Genomic DNA, 17916 nt, shown 5'->3' on the forward strand with positions numbered 1-17916 from the left:
AACAGAAGTGGCGCGCGCCTACCCGCCAGCGGCCGCGGCGCAGGCGGCGCTGATGCCCTCGGTCCGGTTGAAGCAGTTGCTGAACTGGTCAATCCACTCCACTTCGCCGCCCACCTGGCAGTTCGGCAGGTCCTGGATGCAGTCCGCCAGGTCGCTCAGCCGGTCCTTGTCGCTGTCCGAGCAGGCATCCAGCGCGTCCTCGCAGACGCCCTTGTTGAACACGTCCTCGTCCTCGCCCCCCGTGTCGCTGCCACAGGCCTCCACCTTCTCGTTGAGCGCCTTGTTCGCGTCCTCGAGGTCATCGCAGGCGTTTCCGCCGCAGCCGGCGCCGAACAAAAGGGTGACGGCGGCCATCAGGCCGAACATGAATTTCTTCATTGTGGAATTCCCCCCGGGGGACAGACGGTTTGTGGGTAGAGCGCTGATCGGCCGGGCTTGCTCTGGCCGGACCATCAGGTAGGTTCGCCCTTTCCCGGGGGCAATCTGGACTGCCGGACGAGATGATCCAGCAACCGTCTTGACTCCCCAGGGCATCTCCCGTAAATCCGGCCGTCCTTTGCGCCACAAGGGCGGTCCGTCCGTCCGAAATGCGCGGCCGATTCCACGGGTTGACCCAACCCGAAGCTGACAGGGGTTAGACGATGTACGCAGTGATTCGCACGGGCGGAAAGCAGTACCGCGTCGCCGAGGGCGATGTCCTCCGGATCGAGAAGATTACCGGCGACATCGGAGCCGAGGTTTCCTTTACCGACGTCCTGCTGTTGGGCGGCACGGACAGCCCCAAGGTGGGCCGTCCCACGGTCTCCGGCGCTCGCGTCGTGGGAAAGGTGCTCGCGCAGGACAAGCACCGCCGCGTCCTCCATTTCCGTAAGGAGAAGGAGGGCTGGACCCGTCGCCGTGGCCATCGCCAGCCGTATACCGAGGTGAAGGTCACCTCCATCTCCGGCTAGTCCGGACGGTTTCACCTCAACTTCAGGAGCAAGGTGTCATGGCCCATAAAAAGGGACAGGGTTCTTCGCGAAACGGTCGCGATTCCAACCCGCAGTACCGCGGCGTGAAGGTGTACGGCGGCCAGGAAGTCTCGGCTGGCAGCATCCTGGTTCGCCAGGTCGGCACGGTCATTCACGCTGGCGCGAACGTGAAGCTCGGTCGCGACTTCACCCTCTATTCGGTGGTGGACGGCTTCGTGAAGTACGAGCGCCTGGGCCGCGACCGCAAGAAGGTCTCGGTCTATCCGGCCGCCGAGCAGGCCAGCGCCTGACGGTAACCCGGCCTCACAGGGCCGGTCGCCGCGAGGCATCCACGAGCGGGTCGCTTCTCCAGTCCACGCGCCCTTTCCGGCGCCCAGGACGCGAGGCGGCCCGCTCTGCGTTTTTCAGGAGACGCTTTCATGAAGTTCGTCGATGAGGTCCGCATCTTCGTGAAGGCGGGCGATGGCGGTAATGGCTCCGTGTCCTTCCGGCGCGAGAAGTTCATCGAGCGCGGTGGCCCCAACGGGGGTGACGGTGGCAACGGTGGCTCCGTCATCTTCGTGGGAGATCCCCAGCTCACCACGCTGCTGGACTACCGCTATCAGCAGCACCACCGCGCCAAAAATGGCGAGCACGGCATGGGCAGCGACTGCAACGGTCGCGCGTCCGACGACATGATCCTCCGCGTGCCGGTGGGCACGCTGGTGAAGGACCACCACACCGAAGAGCTGCTGGTGGACCTGAGCGAGCCGGGCCAGCGCTGGGTGGCGGCGAAGGGCGGGCGGGGCGGGTTGGGCAACATGAACTTCGCGACCTCGACGCGGCAGACGCCGCGCTTCGCCCAGGACGGGACGAAGGGCGAGGAAGTCACGCTGCGGCTGGAGCTGAAGCTGCTGGCGGACGTGGGCCTCCTGGGCTTCCCCAACGCGGGCAAGAGCACGTTCATCTCGCGGGTGAGCCGGGCCCGGCCGAAGATCGCCGACTACCCCTTCACCACGCTGGTCCCCAACCTGGGCATGGTCCAGTACAAGGACGACCTGTCGTTCGTGATGGCGGACATCCCCGGCATCATCGAGGGCGCCAGCGAGGGCGTGGGCCTGGGGCACCAGTTCCTGCGCCACGTCGAGCGCTGCAAGGTGTTGATCCACCTCATCGACATGGGGGCGGAGGGCGAGGACCGCGAGCCGCTGCACGACTTCGACGTGCTCAACCGCGAGCTGGCGAAGTACAGCTCGGAGCTGGCGAGCCGGCCGCAGGTGGTCGCCGCCAACAAGCTGGACCTGCCGGATGCGCAGGCTCGGCTGGACGGCTTCCGCGAGGCGCTGCGTGAGCGCGGCATCCGCGTGTACCCGGTGTCCTGCGCGACGGGCGAGGGCATGTCGGCGCTGCTGGACTCGGTGGCGGAGGTGCTGTTCACCGGTCGCACCGAGAAGCTGCATGTCGAGGCTCCGCCCCGAGCAAAGGGCGCGAGCAAGAAGTCCGTGGCCAAGGCCGCGATCGCCAAGGTGCGCGAGGTCCTCTCCGAGGGCGCCGCCGCCGTGGTGAAGGCGACCGCCGTGAAGCTGGGGCGGGCGAAGGGCGCTGCTGTGAAGAGTGCTCCCACGAAGCAAGGCAGTGCGAAGGGAGCTCATGTGAAGACGACTCTGGTGAAGCAGGCCGCGGTGGCGAAGGCGGCGAAGAAGGCTCCGGCGAAGAAGGCCGCGGCGAAGAAGGCTCCCGCGAAGAAGGCCGCCGTGGCGAAGAAGTCGGTGGGCGTGAAGAAGGCTCCGGCGAAGAAGGCCGCTGCCGCGAAGAAGGCTCCGGCGAAGAAGGCCGCTGGCGCGAAGAAGGCTCCGGCGAAGGTCCTGGCGAAGAAGGGCACCGCGCCGAAGCGGTCCTCGGCCGCGAAGAAGCCCGCGTCGCGCAAGTCGGGCGGAAGGGGCTGAGACGATGGCTGGCGGCGGTCCTCGGTACGAGCGCGTCGAGAAGGACAAGTTGGAGCCCGAGCAGTTCCTTCTCGATGTGCGCAAGGAGAAGATCGACCGCGTCGTCAGCCAGCGTACGCGCAACTTCACGGTGGTCCTGGACCGGCTGGAGGACAGCTTCAACATGGCCGCGGTGCTTCGCACCTGCGAGTCCATGGGGGTCCAGGAAGTCCACGTCGTCATCAACCCGGAGGCACCCTTCCTGCCGAACTCGAGGGTGGCTCAGGGCTGCGACAAGTGGCTGGACGTGAAGCTCTACAAGTCCTTCGCCGAGTGTCGGGAGCACCTGAAGTCGCGGGGATTCAAGCTGTATGCCTCGGCCATCCGCGACGGCGCGTCGAGCCTGTACTCGCTGCGCTTCGACGAGAAGGTGGCCATCGTCCTCGGCAACGAGCGCTACGGGGTGAGCGACGACGTGCTCAACGCCGTGGACGGGACGTTCTGGATTCCGATGCGAGGCTTCAGCCAGAGCCTCAACATCTCCGCCGCCGCCTCGGCCTGCGTCAGCCGGGCGATTGCCTGGCGGGATGAGCACCTGGCGGGCGGCTCCGGAGACCTGCAGCCGGAAGAGGCGCAGGCGCTGCGTGAGCGCTTCTACGTGCTGGCCATCAAACAGAGGAAGCGGCTCTTCAAGAAGCAGCCATGAATGCCGGCCCCCCGGGGCGCGTCGGGATGGGTTAGATGGACGCCGTGGGCCTACCTGGCCCCCTGGAGACGCACGCCATGTTCCTGGAAACGCTGCTCGCCACGCTCCTGTCCTCGCAAGCCGTGCCCGCCGCGCAGGTCGTCCCCGCGCAGCCCGTCCTGGTGGCCCAGGGGGCTCCGGCGGGCGCTGGAAAGCCCCTGGTGTCGCCTCCCAAGGACGCGACGAAGGCTCCCGCGGTCCAGGGCGTGAATCCGGTGTCGCCCTCTCCCAAGCCTCCCCCCGCCGAGTCGGGCAAGCCGGCCGTCGCGGCGCCCCCGGCGAGCGCACCGGACGCGAAGCCCGTGGTGAAGGCGGCTCCGCCGATGACGCCCGAGGTGAAGTCCCTGGTGGACCGGATGCAGGCCTTCTACGAGAAGACCGGCGACTTCAAGGCGGGCTTCCGGCAGGACTACAAGTACAAGACCTTCCGGCGCACGCAGACGTCCGAGGGTGTCGTCACCTACAAGAAGCCCGGGCTGATGCGGTGGGAGTACCTGAAGCCCTCCGTGCGCACCTTCGTGCTGGCCGGCAGCAAAATCTACGCATACGACCCGCCGGCCCAGTCGCTCACGGTGGCGAACGTGGACACCAGCCAGCTGTCCGCCTCGGTGACGTTCCTCTTCGGACAGGGGAAGCTCGCGGACGAGTTCGCCATCAGCAAGGGCGCCTGCAAGGACTGCAAGGGCACGCTGCTGGTGTTGGACCCCTTGAAGGTGGAGCCCCGCTTCAAGCAGGTCCGGCTGGAGGTGGACCCCGCGTCGGCGCAGGTGCTGAAGAGCACGGTGGTGGATCCCGACGGCAGCGAGAACACCATCTCCTTCCTGGACCTGAAGACGAACGTGGGCATCTCCAAGGACAGCTTCAAGATGGATGTGCCGGACGACACTCGCGTGGATGACTTCACCCAGCAGAAGAAGCAGTAACCTGCGCGCCGTGCGCGGCGCGTTCCTGCTCTGGGTGGGTTTGAGTGTGGTGGGGGCCGGGTGTCACCGAGAGGTGGCGTCCGGCCCTTCACGTTCCGAGGGACTGACGGGGCGGACGCTGCCGCTGCTGGCCTCGCCGGCGCTGCGCCTCACCGTCGCGGGGAAGCTGGGCGCGCGCGTCGTCCCGGTAGTGCTGGACGTGGCGAGGCCCCTGTCGATGGTCTCCCAGTCGTGCTTCGACGGAGGGCCCCCCGTTCCCGAGGGCACCGTGCGCGCGCCCGAAATCGCGGGGGGCTTCAGGGCCTGGCCGGTGGTGCCGCTGCCCGTGCTCACGGTGGGAGGGGCGTCGGTGCCGCTGCGCTCGGCGGGGTTGTCCGGGGAGAAGCCCTGCTCGGTGACGTTGGGCTCGGACGTGCTGGAGCCCTACGCGCTCACGGTGGACCCGCTGCGCCGGGAGGTGACGTTCACCGCGTCGCGTTCGCGTGAGGCGCAGCCGGCGGCGGAGGTGGCCTCGGATGCCGCGCGGGAGGTGCACCGCGTGGAGCTGAGTCGCGAGCCGGTGGGCGACTGGCCGCTGTTGGCGGTGCGGGTGACTCAGGGAGAGGCGGAGCTCACCGGGCCCTTCGTGCTCGCCACGCGTGAGCCCTTCTCTCGCATCGCGGTGGTGCCCGCCGAGGCGCAGGGACTCCAGCCGCTGGAGACGGCCGCGCACCTGCCTCCGCGCACCTTCGCGGTGGATTCGGTGGATGTGGCGGAGGGCGTGGGCGCGCGTCCGCTGGTGGTGGAGGCCGCGGGACGATGGGATTCGCCGAGCAGCCTGGGGCGGCTGGGGCCGGACGTGTGGGGCCGCTTCACCGCGACGCTCGATGCGAAGGGTGGGGTGCTGGTGCTGCGGCGTCCGCGAGTCCGTGCAGCGGAGGAGCCTGCCGTGGGCACGGCGGAGTCGCCACGAGCTGGGACACCGGTGGGACCTGATGTTGCTGCAACTCCACCATCGTCATCAGCACAGCCCGCGGCGCCAGCAGGCCCCGTGGTGCAGTCTCCAGGTGACACCTCGACTCCACCACGGTCCTCGTCGGAGTCGGAACGCCCGGCGACTCCGAGCCCCGTCGCGAGGCGCCAGCAGTGCACCGACGCGCACGGCGTCTTCAGTGAAGAGGCCTGCTACGGCCTGCACGTGCGCAAGGAGCCCGAGGGCGGCATCTCCGTGGTGGGCGCGGTGTTCCGCGACCTGCCCGAAGGCGGGCGGCTGCACCTGGAGCCGGTGGGCGCGGACGGCCAGCGGTTGGAGTCAGGGTGCGGAATCGGCCTGAGCTTCCCGGCCACCAGTCGCGGCCTCACCACCCAGCACCGCCTGCCGTGGCCCTCGCTCGCGCAAGCCCTGCCCGTGTGCCATGCGGCGCTCGTTCAAGCGCGAGGCTTCACCCTGGCGCTCTTCGAGGAAGGCACTCAGCCCGAGTGCCCCACGGCGTGCGCCTTCGTCACCGAGACGTCCTCACGCCGCACGGTGTGCGAGTGCCAGCCGACGCCTTTGGGTGAAGGTGTCGGCGCGCCGTCCCGCAAGGCCCCTTCCCGCGAGCCACCGCGTGAGGAGCGCGAGCTGGAACCGGAAGATCCCCGGTAGCTCCAGCGCTCCCGACCCCAGCGACGCAACACCTCGCTGGGTCCATCGACGAACTCCCGGGCCGCGCTCACGACACACGGGCGGCGGCCCGGGAAGAACCCCCTACTCCAGCCGAGTCACCGGCCGGGGCGCGGGCACCAGCGGCATCGGCGCCGGGTGCGCGTCACGCGCGGTGTGCTGACGCTGCTTCGGATCCGGCCGCTCCACCACGCGAGCCACCAGGTCGTAGTCGTGCGCCTCCGTCACCTCCACCGTGACGAGCTCACCCGGGTACGCCAGGCCGTCGTTGATGTAGACGAGCCCGTCGATGTCCGGCGCCTGTCCCTGGTGCCGACCCACGAGCAGGTGCTCCGTCTCCGGCGCGGGGCCTTCCACCAGCACCTCCAGCCGCTTGCCGACGAGCTTCTTGTTCTGCTCGCGGTTGATGCGCTTCTGGATGGCCATCACCTCGCGCCACCGGCGCTCGATGGTCTTCTGCGGCACCTTGTTCGGCAGGTCGAACGCCGCCGTGCCTTCCTCGTCGGAGTACTGGAAGACGCCCAGGCGCTCGAAGCGCTGCGTCTTCACGAACTCCTTCAACATCTCGAAGTCCTCTTCCGTCTCGCCCGGCAGACCGACGATGAGCGAGGTGCGCATCACCAGCCCCGGCACGCGCTCACGCAGCTTCGTCAAGAGCCCCTTGAGGAACTCCGAGTTGCGGCCACGCTTCATCGACAGGAGCAGCTTGTCGCTGACGTGCTGCACCGGCATGTCCAGGTAGCGGGCAATCTTCGGCTCCGACGCCATGACCTCGATGAGCTCGTCCGGGAACACGCGCGGATAGGCGTAGTGCAGACGAATCCACTTCACGTCCACCTGCGCCAGCGCCTTGAGCAGGTCATGCAGCTTCGGCCGGCCCGGCAGGTCATGCCCGTACGCGGTGAGGTCCTGCGCGACGAGGTTCAGCTCCTGCACGCCGCTGTCCGCCAGCCGCCGGGCCTCGATCATGATGTCGTCGATGGGCCGCGAGCGCTGTCCACCGCGCAGCGTGGGGATGATGCAGAACGCGCAGGCGTTGTCGCAGCCCTCGGACACCTTGAGGTACGCGGTGTACTTCGGCATCGAGTTGATGCGCGGCGTGTTCGCGTCGTGGATGTAGTCGGGGTCCGGAATCACCTGACGCGGTGAGGCCTCGGCCGCCAGCAGGTCGCCAATCTGGGCGTAGGCGCTGGTGCCCAGGAAGTGGTCCACCTCCGGCATCTCCTTCGCCAGCTCCTCGCCGTAGCGCTGGGACAGACACCCCGTCACCACCAGGGTGCTGCAGCTGCCCGACTTCTTCAGCTCGGCCATCTCCAGGATGGAGTCCACCGACTCCTGCTTGGCGGGACCGATGAAGGCACAGGTATTGACGACGATGACCTGGGCCTCGGACGCTTCCTGCACCAGCGTGTAGCCGCGGTGCTTCAGCGTGCCGAGCATCACCTCGGAGTCCACCCGGTTCTTCGGGCAGCCGAGGGTCATCATGTACAGGTTCTTGGTTGGTTCCACCGCGTCTACCTATTTCCAAGCTCGGTTCGCGTGAAGTGGTCGCCACTCCAGGCAAAGTTCATGGTCGCGCCGTTCGAGTAACGGATGGTCAACCCGTCCTCTTCATCCAGCTCCACCGAAGAGGCGCGCCCCAACGCGCACGTAGCAGCCGGCCACTCGAGCACCCGAGCCGCCGTCTTCCCCGTCACGATGTAAAACCCCAGTCGAAGCTCCTTTTCGGCGTCACATTGACCCGCGACGGCATAGGGATTCTTCCCGGAGAGCACCGTAACGACCGGTCGCCCGTCCGGCAGGCTCAACGTGTCAGGCACATTCACGTTCACCGATGAAGCCTGCAGCGCGTCATTCACCACCAGCGCGCGCAGCGTCTCCGGCGTCAGGTCCTCGTCGCCCTGCGCCCAGGCCGGGTAGCTGAGCAAGTCCCAACCCAGCCAACCCGTGGCCGCGGGCTCCAGCGCGGTGACGTGCTCCGGCGGCTTCAGCTTGAGCGCCTTGCGCGGCTCGTCCGGTAGCTTCAGCGCGTCGCCCACCATGGTGCCGCTCTGGCAGTTGGAGACGGGCACCGCCTTGGTGCCCGCGCCGTCCTGGTCCTCGTAGGTGATGCACACGTCCATCACCATCGGGTCCCGAGCCGGGAAGCGAGGCAGCGCGCGCACCGGCACCGCGGCCACCAGCGACAGCGTGTTGCCCCGGCGCTCCACCGCGCCATTGACCTTCTGCTGCGCGAACTCCGGCGTGCCGCTGGCCGCGCCCGACGCGCGCTTGCCGTCGAAGCCGAAGCGCCACGTGTAGCCCGTCGTCAGCGGCCCGGTGTCCGGGAAGTAGATGGACACCGTGAGCACGTCGCCCGCGAGGAGCTGATCATCCTTGGCGTCCACGCCCACGTAGAGCGTGTCCTTGCGGAAGCCCACCTTGGCGGTGAAGGACGCGCTGGCGCCCTCCGTGTCCAGGGACTTGAGCGCCAGCGGCGAGGTGAAGCCCTTGAGGCCTCCCTGGAAGCGCGGCGGCTTGGTCATGTTGGGCACCGGCCGTGACGGACGGGGCGCTTCTTGAGCGGAGGCGACAGCCGGAACGCAGAACAACCAGCAGAGGGACAGGGCAGCAGCGGCTCGCATGGGCTTCTTCAATCGCGGAAGTTGGTGAACTGCATGTCCAGCTTCAGTCGGTCCTGCTCCGTGCGGAACAAGGCGATGGCGGCCTGGAGGTCATCCCGGTTCTTGCCGGTGACACGCAGCTGGTCGGCCTGGATGGAGCCCTGCACCTTCATCTTCGAGTCCTTCAGCAGCTTCACCAGCTCCTTGGACTTCTCCACCGGAATGCCCTGCTGGAGCTTGATGACCTGCTTCACGTTGTGCAGACCCGTCTTCTCGATGTCGCCGTACTCGAGCGCGCGCAAGCTGATGTTCCGCTTGGCCAGCTTCACCAGGAGGACTTCCTTGGCGGCCTGGACGCGCTCCTCGCTGTTGGCCTTCACGGTGATGGCCGTGCTGTCCGGAGCGACGAGGACATCCGCCTGGGTGCCCTGGAAGTCATAGCGGGTGCTGAGCTCCTTCTTGGTCTGATTGACCGCGTTATCGAGCTCGGCGAGGTCGATTTTCGAGACGACATCGAAGGAGGGCATGGGCAGCAGCGGCCCTTAACATACCTACACCCTGACGACCATGGGCACCACCAGGGGGCGCTTTGAGGTGTACAGCCGGAACGCACGGCGTACCACCCGGGTGAGTTCCTCTCGCACCAGGGCGTCGTCACCCCGCAGCTGGACGGACAGCTCCTCGAAGAGCGCCCGGGCCTCCTGGGCCACCCGGGGGAGGATCACCTGCTCGTCCAGGGACAGGCCCTGACCGGAGAGTTGCGGGCCACCCACCAGCTTGAGGGTGTCGCGCTGGAGCACGACGACGGCGGCCACCAGGCCCGTCTCGGACAGGCGCACCCGCTCGTGGAGTGTGTCCGCCGTCACCATGCCGCCCCCGAAGCGGTCCTTGAAGATGCGCCCGGAGGTCACGCTGCCGGTGAAACGGCCGCGCCCCTCCTCGAAGCCGACGATGTCTCCGTCCTGGGCCAGCAGGCACTGCGCGGGCTCCATCCCCGACTCCCGGGCGGTGGCCAGATGTCGGTGGAGGTGGCGGCCCTCGCCATGGACGGGGATGAAGTGGCGCGGCTTCACCAGCTCCAGCACGCGCTGCTGCTGGGGGCGGCTGGCGTGGCCCGACACGTGGACGCCGGGCTCCACCTGCGCGTAGGCGACGCGCGCGCCGCGCCATTGGAGCTGGTCGATGAGGGCGCCCACGCCGCGTTCGTTGCCGGGGATGGCGCGGGAGCTGAGGACCACCAGGTCTCCCGGGCCCAGCTTGAACGGGCCGTCACCGGCGGCGAGCTGGGACAGGCCCGCGCGCGGCTCGCCCTGGGCTCCGGTGGTGATGACCAGCACGCGCTGGTGCGGCAGCTGCGGCACCGTGTCCAGGTGCACGAAGAGCGAGTCGGGCACGTCCAGGTAGCCCAGCTCGCGCGCCATCTCCACGTTGCGCACCATGCTGCGGCCCTGGAGCGCGACCTTGCGGCCCAGCTTTTCGGCCAGGGTCAACAGGTGCCGCACGCGGTGCAGGTTGGAGGAGAAGAGGGCCACGACGACGCGGCCGGTGGCGTCCCTGAAGAGGCGCTCGAAGGTCTGCTCGACGACGCGCTCGCTGCCGGTCTCCTCCGTCAGCTCGGAGTTGGTGGAGTCCGACAGGAGGCACAGCACGCCTTCCTCGCCCGCCTCGCCCCAGCGCTCCAGGTCCGTGCGCAGCCCGTCGATGGGGTCGGGGTCCAGCTTGAAGTCACCCGTGTGGATGAAGGTGCCCTCGGGCGTGCGGACGATGAAGCCCACCGCGTCCGGCACGGTGTGCGTCACGCGACTGGCCTCGACCTTGAACATGGTGCCGACGGCGAAGGGCTCGCGCGGCTCGATTTCGCGCAGGTCCGCTTCGATGCCCAGCTCGTTCAGCCGGTGGCGCGCCATGGCCAGCGTGAAGCGCGTGCCATAGACGGGGACGTTCACCTCGCCGAGCAGGTAGGGAAGCGCGCCCAGGTGGTCTTCGTGGCCGTGCGTGAGCACCACGCCCTTGAGCTGGGCGGCGTTCTGCTTCAGGTGGGTGAAGTCCGGGATGATGATGTCGACACCGGGCATCCCCTCCGAGGGGAACATCAGGCCGGCGTCGATGAGCAGCATCTCCCCGCGACACGCGATGACCAGGGAGTTGAGGCCGATTTCTCCGAGGCCCCCCAGGGGAATGACTTGAAGCATTGGGGAGAGTCTAAAGACTCGCCCCGTCTCGCGCGGTGGAAAGTTGCGCGGTGACCAGGCGGGTGGGGTCGGTTGACCCCGAACGGCTCGCTAGGTGATGCGGATGGGCAGGCCGAAACCCATCGGCGAGCCCCGGGGACAGGTGGGCGTGCCGAAGATGTCCGGGCGGTGGATCCACGGCTTGGTCTGGGTCCCGGTCCAGGGCTCCAGCTTCGTCCTGGGGACCCAGGGCTTGACGGACAGCCCCAGCGAGGGAGGCGGGCACCGGCCCGTGATTCGGATGGGCAACCCCGCGCCCTTGGCCATGCGGCCGTCGAACTGGTCGACCTGAGGGGCGTCCCGTCGACCGCCTGGCTTGGGGGCCGCCGTGCGGGCCGAGGCCTCGGACAAGGGAGAGGCGGGACGCGAACCGGCTTTGGCGGCGGACTTCGGCGAAGACTCGATGCGCATGACGCACCCCCGTGCGCGGTACCGACGTGAAAAGGCCCGCACGTGGAGTATCGGCGGATGCGGCGCGAAGGTGCTTCGGGCCGACGCAATGCGGAGGTCCCGTACGGCCGGGAGGCATGACGCGGAGCGTCCTGGGCGGAGGGCTCAGGGGGGCGGGGTGGTGCGGCCGCCCATCCAGGCCTTGACGCGCTGGGCTTCGGTGGACCAGCCGGCGGGCTCGGCGGCGTAGAAGCCCAGGGCCTGTTGGGCCAGGGCGCGTGCGCGGGAGGCTTCGTTGGAGGGGAGGGCGCGGGCCAGGGCGAAGCGGGTGGCGGCGAGCCCATCTCCCGGGCCGGGCGTGGCGGTGCGCAGGGCCAGCGCGCGCTCCAGGGTGGCGCGAGCCTCACGCGGCTTGTCCAGGGCGAGCTGGGCGAGTCCGAGCGTGGTGAGCGGGGTGGCCTGGTCGGGATGGCCTTTCTGGAAGGACTCGTAGGCCTTCGCGCTGCGCAGGGCCAGGTCCACCGCGTCGCGGGTGCGGCCCTCGCTCAAGGCCAGCTCCGCGAGCTGGGCCCAGTCCGACGCGGTCTCCGGATGCGCGGGGCCATGCGTCTCCAGGTCCAGCGCGAGGGCTCGCTCGCGCAGCTTCCGCGCATCGGCGTAGCGCCGGAGTGATTCCAATGCGGTGGCGAGATTGTTGAGGGGATAGCTGAGCGTGGCGCTCTTCGCGCCCATCGCCCGTTCCTCCAGCGCGACGGCCTGTTCGAGGAAGGGAATGGCCTCCTCGAAGCGGCGGCTGACGGTCAGGTGGTAGCCCACCGCGTTGGCGGCCATCGCCGTCTGCGGATGGTCGGGGCCCATGACCTCCTTCGTCGTCTCCAGCACGCGGCGCAGCAGCCGGGCGGTGTGCTCCGTCTCGGGGGTTCGGGAGAGGGATGCGGCCTGATTGCGCAGGGACTCGAGCGTGAGCAGGTGCACGGCGCCGTGGGCCTGCTCACGCAGCGTCGCGGAGCGGCCGAAGGCCTCGGCGGCCTGGGCGTACTGGCCTCGGAGGAAGGCGTTTCGCGCGAGGCTCGTCTGGAGCATGGCCTCCAGGTCCGGGGTGCCACCCGCGCGCTCGATGCAGGACTTCGCCTGCGCGATGCTCCACTCCTCCAGCACGGGTGCTTGGGACAGGGTGGTGACCAGGCGCGCGGCGGCGCGTGCGGCCACCTCGTCGTGGCGTGTGGCCTGCGCGGTGAGCAGGGCTTCGCGCAGGGCCGTCTGGGCGCGAGCCTCGTCGCCGAGCACCAGGCCGAGTCGACCTTCCAGCTCCAGGGCCTCCGCGAGCACCGGGCGGTAGTCGAGCGCGCGGGCCTGCGCCAGGGTCGCCTTCAGCTCCTCGTTGGCCTGCTCATAGCGGCCGGCGTCCACCAGCGCGGTGGTGCGGTCCAGGCCGGCTCGGATTTTCTCCACGCGCTGGCGCTGCTCGGGAGACTCAGGGAGCCCCAGGCGCAGGGCATCCACGTTCGCGCAGTCGGAGACGGAGGGCAGGCGCTGGGCCGCGTCCAGCGAGGTGGTGAGGGACTCCGCGTCGGTCTGCGCGAGCACGCCCACCACGGCGTCCAGCGTGGAGCGGCGGCGCTCCAGGCAGGCCATGCGCAGCGACAGCACGGCGTCCGACTGGTAGCCGTGCACACGAGTGGCCTCGCAGGCCTCCTGGTGCATGCCGGCCCACTCCTGGGCGAAGGCGTCCAGGCTCTGCGAGACGCGGGAGAGAAACTCGGGGGCCTGGGGTTTGTGGGTGGCGGCGAAGGCCCGGCTCACGGTGTCCTTGCGCGAGGCATCCCAGATGCCGGCCAGTCGCGCCTCTGCGCCCAGACATGGGGCGTGGCGACGGTTGCCCATCCACCAGGTGGCGCCCATGAAGCCGTAGATGAGGAGGAAGCCAGCGGCCAGGATGCTCCGGCGTCGCCTCGCCACGGACGGGTCCTTGCCGAGCTCCGTCAGCAGGGCCTCCATGGAGGGGTAGCGCGCGTCGGGCGTGGGCGCCAGGCCTCGGGTGACGGCGCGGAACAGCCAGGCGGGGACGCGGCTGCCGCGCGGGGGCTGGCGGACGCGGTTGGCGAGGGACTCCTGGAGGTAGGCGGTGGCTTGTTTCCCGTCGAAGGGGAGCTGGCCGTAGAGCGCCTCGTAGAGCGAGGCACAGAAGCTGAACTGGTCGCCGCGCGCGTCGGTGCGGCCGTCCTCGTGTTGCTCGGGCGGCATGTACGCGGGGGTGCCCATGACGAGGCCCGCCTCGGTGAGGGGCGATTCGAGCAGGTCCTCCTCGCGCAGCGCGAGGCGTGAGGGCTTGGTGGCACGCCCTTCCTCCATGGCGTCCTGGTCCGTGGTGTTGCGCGCGAGACCGAAGTCCGTCACCTGGGCGCGGCCATCCCGGTTGACGAGCACGTTGGCGGGCTTGAAGTCGCGGTGGACGAGTCCGGCGGCGTGAGCGGCGGCGAGTCCATGTCCCGCCTGACGGAAGAGGTCGAGGACCTCGCGCCAGGAGCGATGTTCGGCGCGAAGCCAGTGTCGGAGGGACAGGCCCTCGACCAGCTCCATGGCGATGAAGACGCGACCGGCGAAGGTGCCCGCGTCGTAGACGGAGACGACGTTGGGGTGGGAGAGGCGGGCCATGGCCTGGGCTTCGCGCAGCAGGCGAGAGGCGCCGTCGGTGCGGACGACGGTGTTGGCGTCCGGGTGGAGCAGCTTGATGGCCACGCGACGATGGAGGTCCGGGTCATAGGCGCTGTAGACGACGCCCATTCCGCCGGAGCCCAGCTTGTCGAGGACGTGGTAGCGCCCCACCGAGGCGCGCGACGACGTCTCCGCCGCGTCGCCCTTGCGAGCGGATCCATCGCCGGGTGGACGGGAGCGCCCCGGCGCGTCCTGCGCGGGGGGCGGAACCCGCACGCTGGAGCCCAAGGGAGGCACGGGAGGGGCGGCTGCCCAGGTGCCCGCGCCCGCGGGAGGTTGGGGCGGGGGTGCGACCAGGGTGCCTGCGTCGGGGGGAGGAGCGCGTGAGCCCGCTGCGCTGGCCGATGCAGGCGAAGGCGCGGCCTGCGGTGGTTCGATTCGCGAGCTTGCGCCGATGGGTGACGAAGGAGGCGCGGACTGAGCGGTCGCGCTCGCGGGTGGCTGGATGCGCGAGCTCGCACCGATGGATTGCGAAGGCGGCGCCGGTTGCGCGGTCGCGCTCGCGGGGGGCTGGACGCGAGCGCTCACTCCGCCGGAGGGCGCGGGCGGTGGGGGCTGAGCGGTTGCGTTTGATGATGGCTGAATGCGCGAACTCGCCCCGCTGGAAGGCTCAGGCGGCGCGGGTTGGGTGGGCGCTTGGACGCGAACCCCCGCACCGAGGGAAGGCGCTGGTGCCGAGGCCGCGTTGGGAGGCGCCTCGGGCGTCTTGATGCGTGGGCCCACCACGCCGGACGAAGGCGCCGAGGCCGGTGTGCTCGCGCTGGCCGAAGGTTGGGAGGGTGCGCCCGACTTGCCCGCCGCGCTCGCGGAGGGCTGTGGAGTTGCCGCGCGCGCACGTGCCCCGGCGGTCGGGGGCGCCTGCGTCGCGGATGCTCCCGGGGCAGATTCGGGTTGCGGCGATGCCGCTTCACCGGGACGACGTGGCAGCGGCGCAATCAGTGTCCCCGCGTCCGGAGGCGCCTCCTCCGTGAGGGATTGCGGCCCGCCCATCCCCGACTCCAAGGCGCCACGCAGGTCGGAGTCCAACACCGTGAGGGCCCAGGGCTCGGAGGTCAGTGGGCGCGTGGAGAGGTCCTGCTCGGCCCCCATGGGCGTGCCGGACTTGTGTGAGGACTGTGGAGGCGCCTTGGCCGCCGCTGAGCTGTCATTGCCCGCGCGAGCGCCCTTGGCCAGCCGGACGGGTTCGGTGGGCAAATCCAGGTCCAACGCCTCTCCGAGCAGCGTGGGGCGAGGGATGGACAGGTCCGTGGCTTCTTCCTGGAGCAACGTGACTCGACGAGCCGCCGTCCCGGGAGGCGTCACCCGGGCCAGGAGCGCCGCGCACTGGCGGCAGCCCTCCGCGTGGCGCCGAAAGCGCTGTGCCTCCACTGCGGAGAGCATTCCGGTGGCCAGCGCCCGCGCGGTCTTCTCGTCGAAGCAGGACACGAGGCGGGATGTTCCACCACGCGGCAGGTTCCTGAGAAGGGGGCCCTCCCCAACAGGCCCGGTAGGTTTTGACCTGGGCCCGCGAGGGGTCAGCCGGAATGTGCCGCGGCGCGGCGGAAAGCCTCTCCGTCACGCCGCGAATCCCTTCACCTGGGAATGAGCGAGATGTCATCCAGGTACACCGCCGCCTGGTCATCTCCGGAGTCGTCCTGGAAGTACAGGTCGCGCAGCGTGCCCGACGTCGCGCCCATCGCATCCAGCGACAGCGTCACCTTCCGCCACTCGCCCGCGACCAGGGGGCCGCCCAGGGCATCATCCAGCCTCATCGTCCCGAGCACGTCGGTGCCGTCATGCAGCACGGCCCGCACCGCCTGTCCCCCGGTGGTGCCGCCATGGACCCACAGCTCCAGCGACTGGTACCCCGCAAGCTCCAAGCCCGAGTGATGCAGGAGCAAGCCGGCCCACGTGTCCGGCTCGAAGCGGATGGCGGCCGAGCCCGCGTGCACGGTGCCCGACTCGTCGAGCGAGTGCTCCGCCCAGCTCCAATCCGCGAACCCACTCTCCAGGACATCGCCGTAGATGGACACGCCCGAGGACGGCCCCGGCTCGGTGCGGCCCTCCATCAGCGCCAGCCCCTGGGACAGCGTCACGGTGCGCGCGCCGCGCGTCTGGAGGTGGTTCAGGATGGCCGTGAAGTTCGACGTCCGGTACTGCGTGTCGCGCGTCGGCGTGCCGTCCACGAACTCGTGGAAGACGAGGATGAGCCAGCTCTTCTCCACGAGCGCCTGGTCAATCCAACCGCGCACCGTGCTCACCGGAACGGTGCGCGCCACGTCGTTGCCCCGCAGCTCGTAGACGATGGTGTCTCGGAAGTTGCGCCCGGCGTTCACCGTGCGGCTGCTGCCGTAGTGCTGCCGGATGGCCGCGAGCACGTTGGCGTCATAGAGCCCATAGGGAATGACGAAGTCGGGCACCGACGTCAGCCCCAGGTTCGTCACCAGCCAGTCCCGCGAGTCCCCCAGCTCCGAGTGCAGCTCGGGTGAGGACAGCGTGGTCAGGTCCGGGTGGGTCAGCGTGTGGCTGGCGATGCCGTTGCCCTCGGCGACCAGCGTCCGCGCCTGCGCGATGCTCATGTAGCCACCCCAGCCCTGCGCGAGCGCCTGGGTGATGAGGGCGTAGGTGGCGGGGATGTTCCGCGCGTTGAGCGCGGGCCGGGCCTTGGTGTACTGCGTGGCCCACCCGTCATCCAGCGTGATGGTGACCATGCCCTGCTCGAAAGGCTGAGCGGCGAACGCGGGCGAATGGAGTGTCATCAGCAACAGCGTGGCAATGAATGGCAGCTTCCGGAACCGCTCAACCATGGACATCCCCCGGGCCTTTCTCGGCTCGGCGCGGGGCGATAGCAGAGGCGGTGATGCCGGGCAACCGAGCGGGCGCGCAGGAGTCGTTTGGCCTGGTGAGCAGGGGTGCCACGGAGCCACCCGCGAACGTCGCTGGGGATTCGAGCCGGAGGCGTTGGGTGTTCGTGGAAGCCGTCGCATCCATCACCGCGCCTTTTGAAAGGACACGTTCATATGAGGAAGTACGCCGCGCTCGTAGGTCTGCTGGGCGTCCTGGGAGTCCTGCCCGCGCATGCCGCCGAGCTCAAGGACGTGTTCGGAAAGGAAGTCCCCATCGGGAAGGGACGTCCCACCGTGGTGCTGTATGCCAACAAGGGCACCCGGGACGAGCTGCGGGAGCACGCCTACAAATTCGTGTACGACGTGCGAGCGGTCAAGCCCATCGTCGTGGTCCGCGTGGACCTGCGCGACGTCCCGGGTCTCTTCAAGGGCATGGCGAAGGGCGAGATTCGCAAGAGCCACGCGGAGTCGCTCGACCTCATGCGGGACCTCTTCCAGCGGCACGGTGAGTCGCCGCCCCCTGAGCTCGACTCCTCGCTCTTCATGGTCGCCGACAGCAAGGGCGAACCCCATCAGTCGGTAGGCCTGAAGAAGGGCTTCAAGACTGTCTATGCGCAGGTGCTGGACCCCGCGGGGCACGAACTGGCGCGAGGCCCCTTCCCCCAGAGCGCGGGCACGCTCGGCAGGGCCGTGGCCGTCTCGCCCACCGCACCCGCGCCCGCGCGCCTGGCGGGCGTGGTGCGCTGACCCGCTCGTGAAACATCGGTGGATGTGACGCCCGACATATTTGGAAACATTCAGGTGTCGACTCCACCCCGTTTGTTTCATGAAACCTCAAGCTTCGAGAGGCTTGGTTTGAGGGAGTCTTTTCAGACTTCATGAGCCTTTCCTGGGAGCAATACCTCCCAGGCACTTCGGGACTTTCAGTCTTCCTGCTACGCACTTAGGGCGCGTGCCTGGAGTCCGA

The 17916-nt window shown here is 69.2% G+C and carries 15 protein-coding genes; 7 read left to right on the forward strand and 8 right to left on the reverse strand.

The features are described 5' to 3' along the window. Positions 1-18 precede the first annotated feature (18 nt). Positions 19-378: a hypothetical protein gene (locus ACN469_RS03400; RefSeq protein ID WP_498764083.1), complete on the reverse strand. Its 360-nt coding sequence runs from the start codon at positions 376-378 to the stop codon at positions 19-21. 263 nt (positions 379-641) lie between these two features. On the opposite strand from ACN469_RS03400, the gene rplU reads away from it, so the two are divergent. The 6 genes from rplU (at position 642) to ACN469_RS03430 (ending at position 6167) form a co-directional block, all read left to right on the forward strand. Continuing rightward, entirely contained in the window at positions 642-950 is a 309-nt protein-coding gene (gene rplU / locus ACN469_RS03405) for a 50S ribosomal protein L21 (RefSeq protein ID WP_141646506.1), read from the forward strand. Positions 951-988: 38 nt separating this feature from the next. Next, on the forward strand, positions 989-1261 hold the full coding sequence (rpmA, locus tag ACN469_RS03410; protein ID WP_498764084.1) for a 50S ribosomal protein L27: 273 nt from the start codon (positions 989-991) through the stop codon (positions 1259-1261). Between the two features lie 129 nt (positions 1262-1390). Further along, entirely contained in the window at positions 1391-2896 is a 1506-nt protein-coding gene (obgE, locus tag ACN469_RS03415) for a GTPase ObgE (RefSeq protein ID WP_498764085.1), read from the forward strand. A 4-nt stretch (positions 2897-2900) separates the two neighbouring features. Continuing rightward, entirely contained in the window at positions 2901-3581 is a 681-nt protein-coding gene (locus tag ACN469_RS03420; protein WP_498764086.1) for a TrmH family RNA methyltransferase, read from the forward strand. 77 nt (positions 3582-3658) lie between these two features. Then, positions 3659-4543 (forward strand): LolA family protein, encoded by an 885-nt coding sequence (locus tag ACN469_RS03425; protein WP_498764087.1) that lies wholly within the window; start codon positions 3659-3661, stop codon positions 4541-4543. Further along, on the forward strand, positions 4491-6167 hold the full coding sequence (locus ACN469_RS03430; protein WP_498764089.1) for a hypothetical protein: 1677 nt from the start codon (positions 4491-4493) through the stop codon (positions 6165-6167). Before ACN469_RS03425 ends, ACN469_RS03430 begins: the two co-directional genes overlap by 53 nt. 102 nt (positions 6168-6269) lie before the next feature. Here ACN469_RS03430 and rimO read toward each other — a convergent pair whose 3' ends face one another. From rimO to ACN469_RS03465, 7 genes are all read right to left on the reverse strand, one after another. After that, positions 6270-7667, reverse strand: coding sequence for a 30S ribosomal protein S12 methylthiotransferase RimO (rimO, locus tag ACN469_RS03435; protein WP_498764287.1), 1398 nt, complete (start codon positions 7665-7667; stop codon positions 6270-6272). A 32-nt stretch (positions 7668-7699) separates the two neighbouring features. Next, positions 7700-8809, reverse strand: a complete 1110-nt coding sequence (locus ACN469_RS03440; RefSeq protein WP_498764090.1) for a DOMON domain-containing protein — start codon at positions 8807-8809, stop codon at positions 7700-7702. Between the two features lie 8 nt (positions 8810-8817). Further along, positions 8818-9315: a YajQ family cyclic di-GMP-binding protein gene (locus ACN469_RS03445; RefSeq protein WP_498764091.1), complete on the reverse strand. Its 498-nt coding sequence runs from the start codon at positions 9313-9315 to the stop codon at positions 8818-8820. A gap of 24 nt (positions 9316-9339) precedes the next feature. Continuing rightward, on the reverse strand, positions 9340-10980 hold the full coding sequence (locus ACN469_RS03450; RefSeq protein ID WP_498764092.1) for a ribonuclease J: 1641 nt from the start codon (positions 10978-10980) through the stop codon (positions 9340-9342). 90 nt (positions 10981-11070) lie between these two features. Then, a complete protein-coding gene (locus ACN469_RS03455; protein WP_498764093.1) occupies positions 11071-11430 on the reverse strand; it encodes a hypothetical protein in 360 nt (119 codons plus the stop codon). 144 nt (positions 11431-11574) lie between these two features. Then, a complete protein-coding gene (locus tag ACN469_RS03460) occupies positions 11575-14340 on the reverse strand; it encodes a serine/threonine-protein kinase (RefSeq protein ID WP_498764094.1) in 2766 nt (921 codons plus the stop codon). Positions 14341-15695: 1355 nt separating this feature from the next. Continuing rightward, on the reverse strand, positions 15696-16916 hold the full coding sequence (locus ACN469_RS03465; protein WP_498764096.1) for a polysaccharide deacetylase family protein: 1221 nt from the start codon (positions 16914-16916) through the stop codon (positions 15696-15698). A gap of 207 nt (positions 16917-17123) precedes the next feature. Here ACN469_RS03465 and ACN469_RS03470 point away from each other — a divergent pair, with 207 nt between their 5' ends. After that, positions 17124-17696 carry a hypothetical protein gene (locus ACN469_RS03470; RefSeq protein WP_498764098.1) on the forward strand — a complete coding sequence of 191 codons (573 nt, stop codon included), beginning with the start codon at positions 17124-17126 and terminating at the stop codon, positions 17694-17696. The last annotated feature ends 220 nt before the right edge of the window (positions 17697-17916 follow it).

The organism is Corallococcus terminator, assembly GCF_049194865.1.
Taxonomy (GTDB): Bacteria; Myxococcota; Myxococcia; order Myxococcales; family Myxococcaceae; genus Myxococcus; species Myxococcus terminator_A.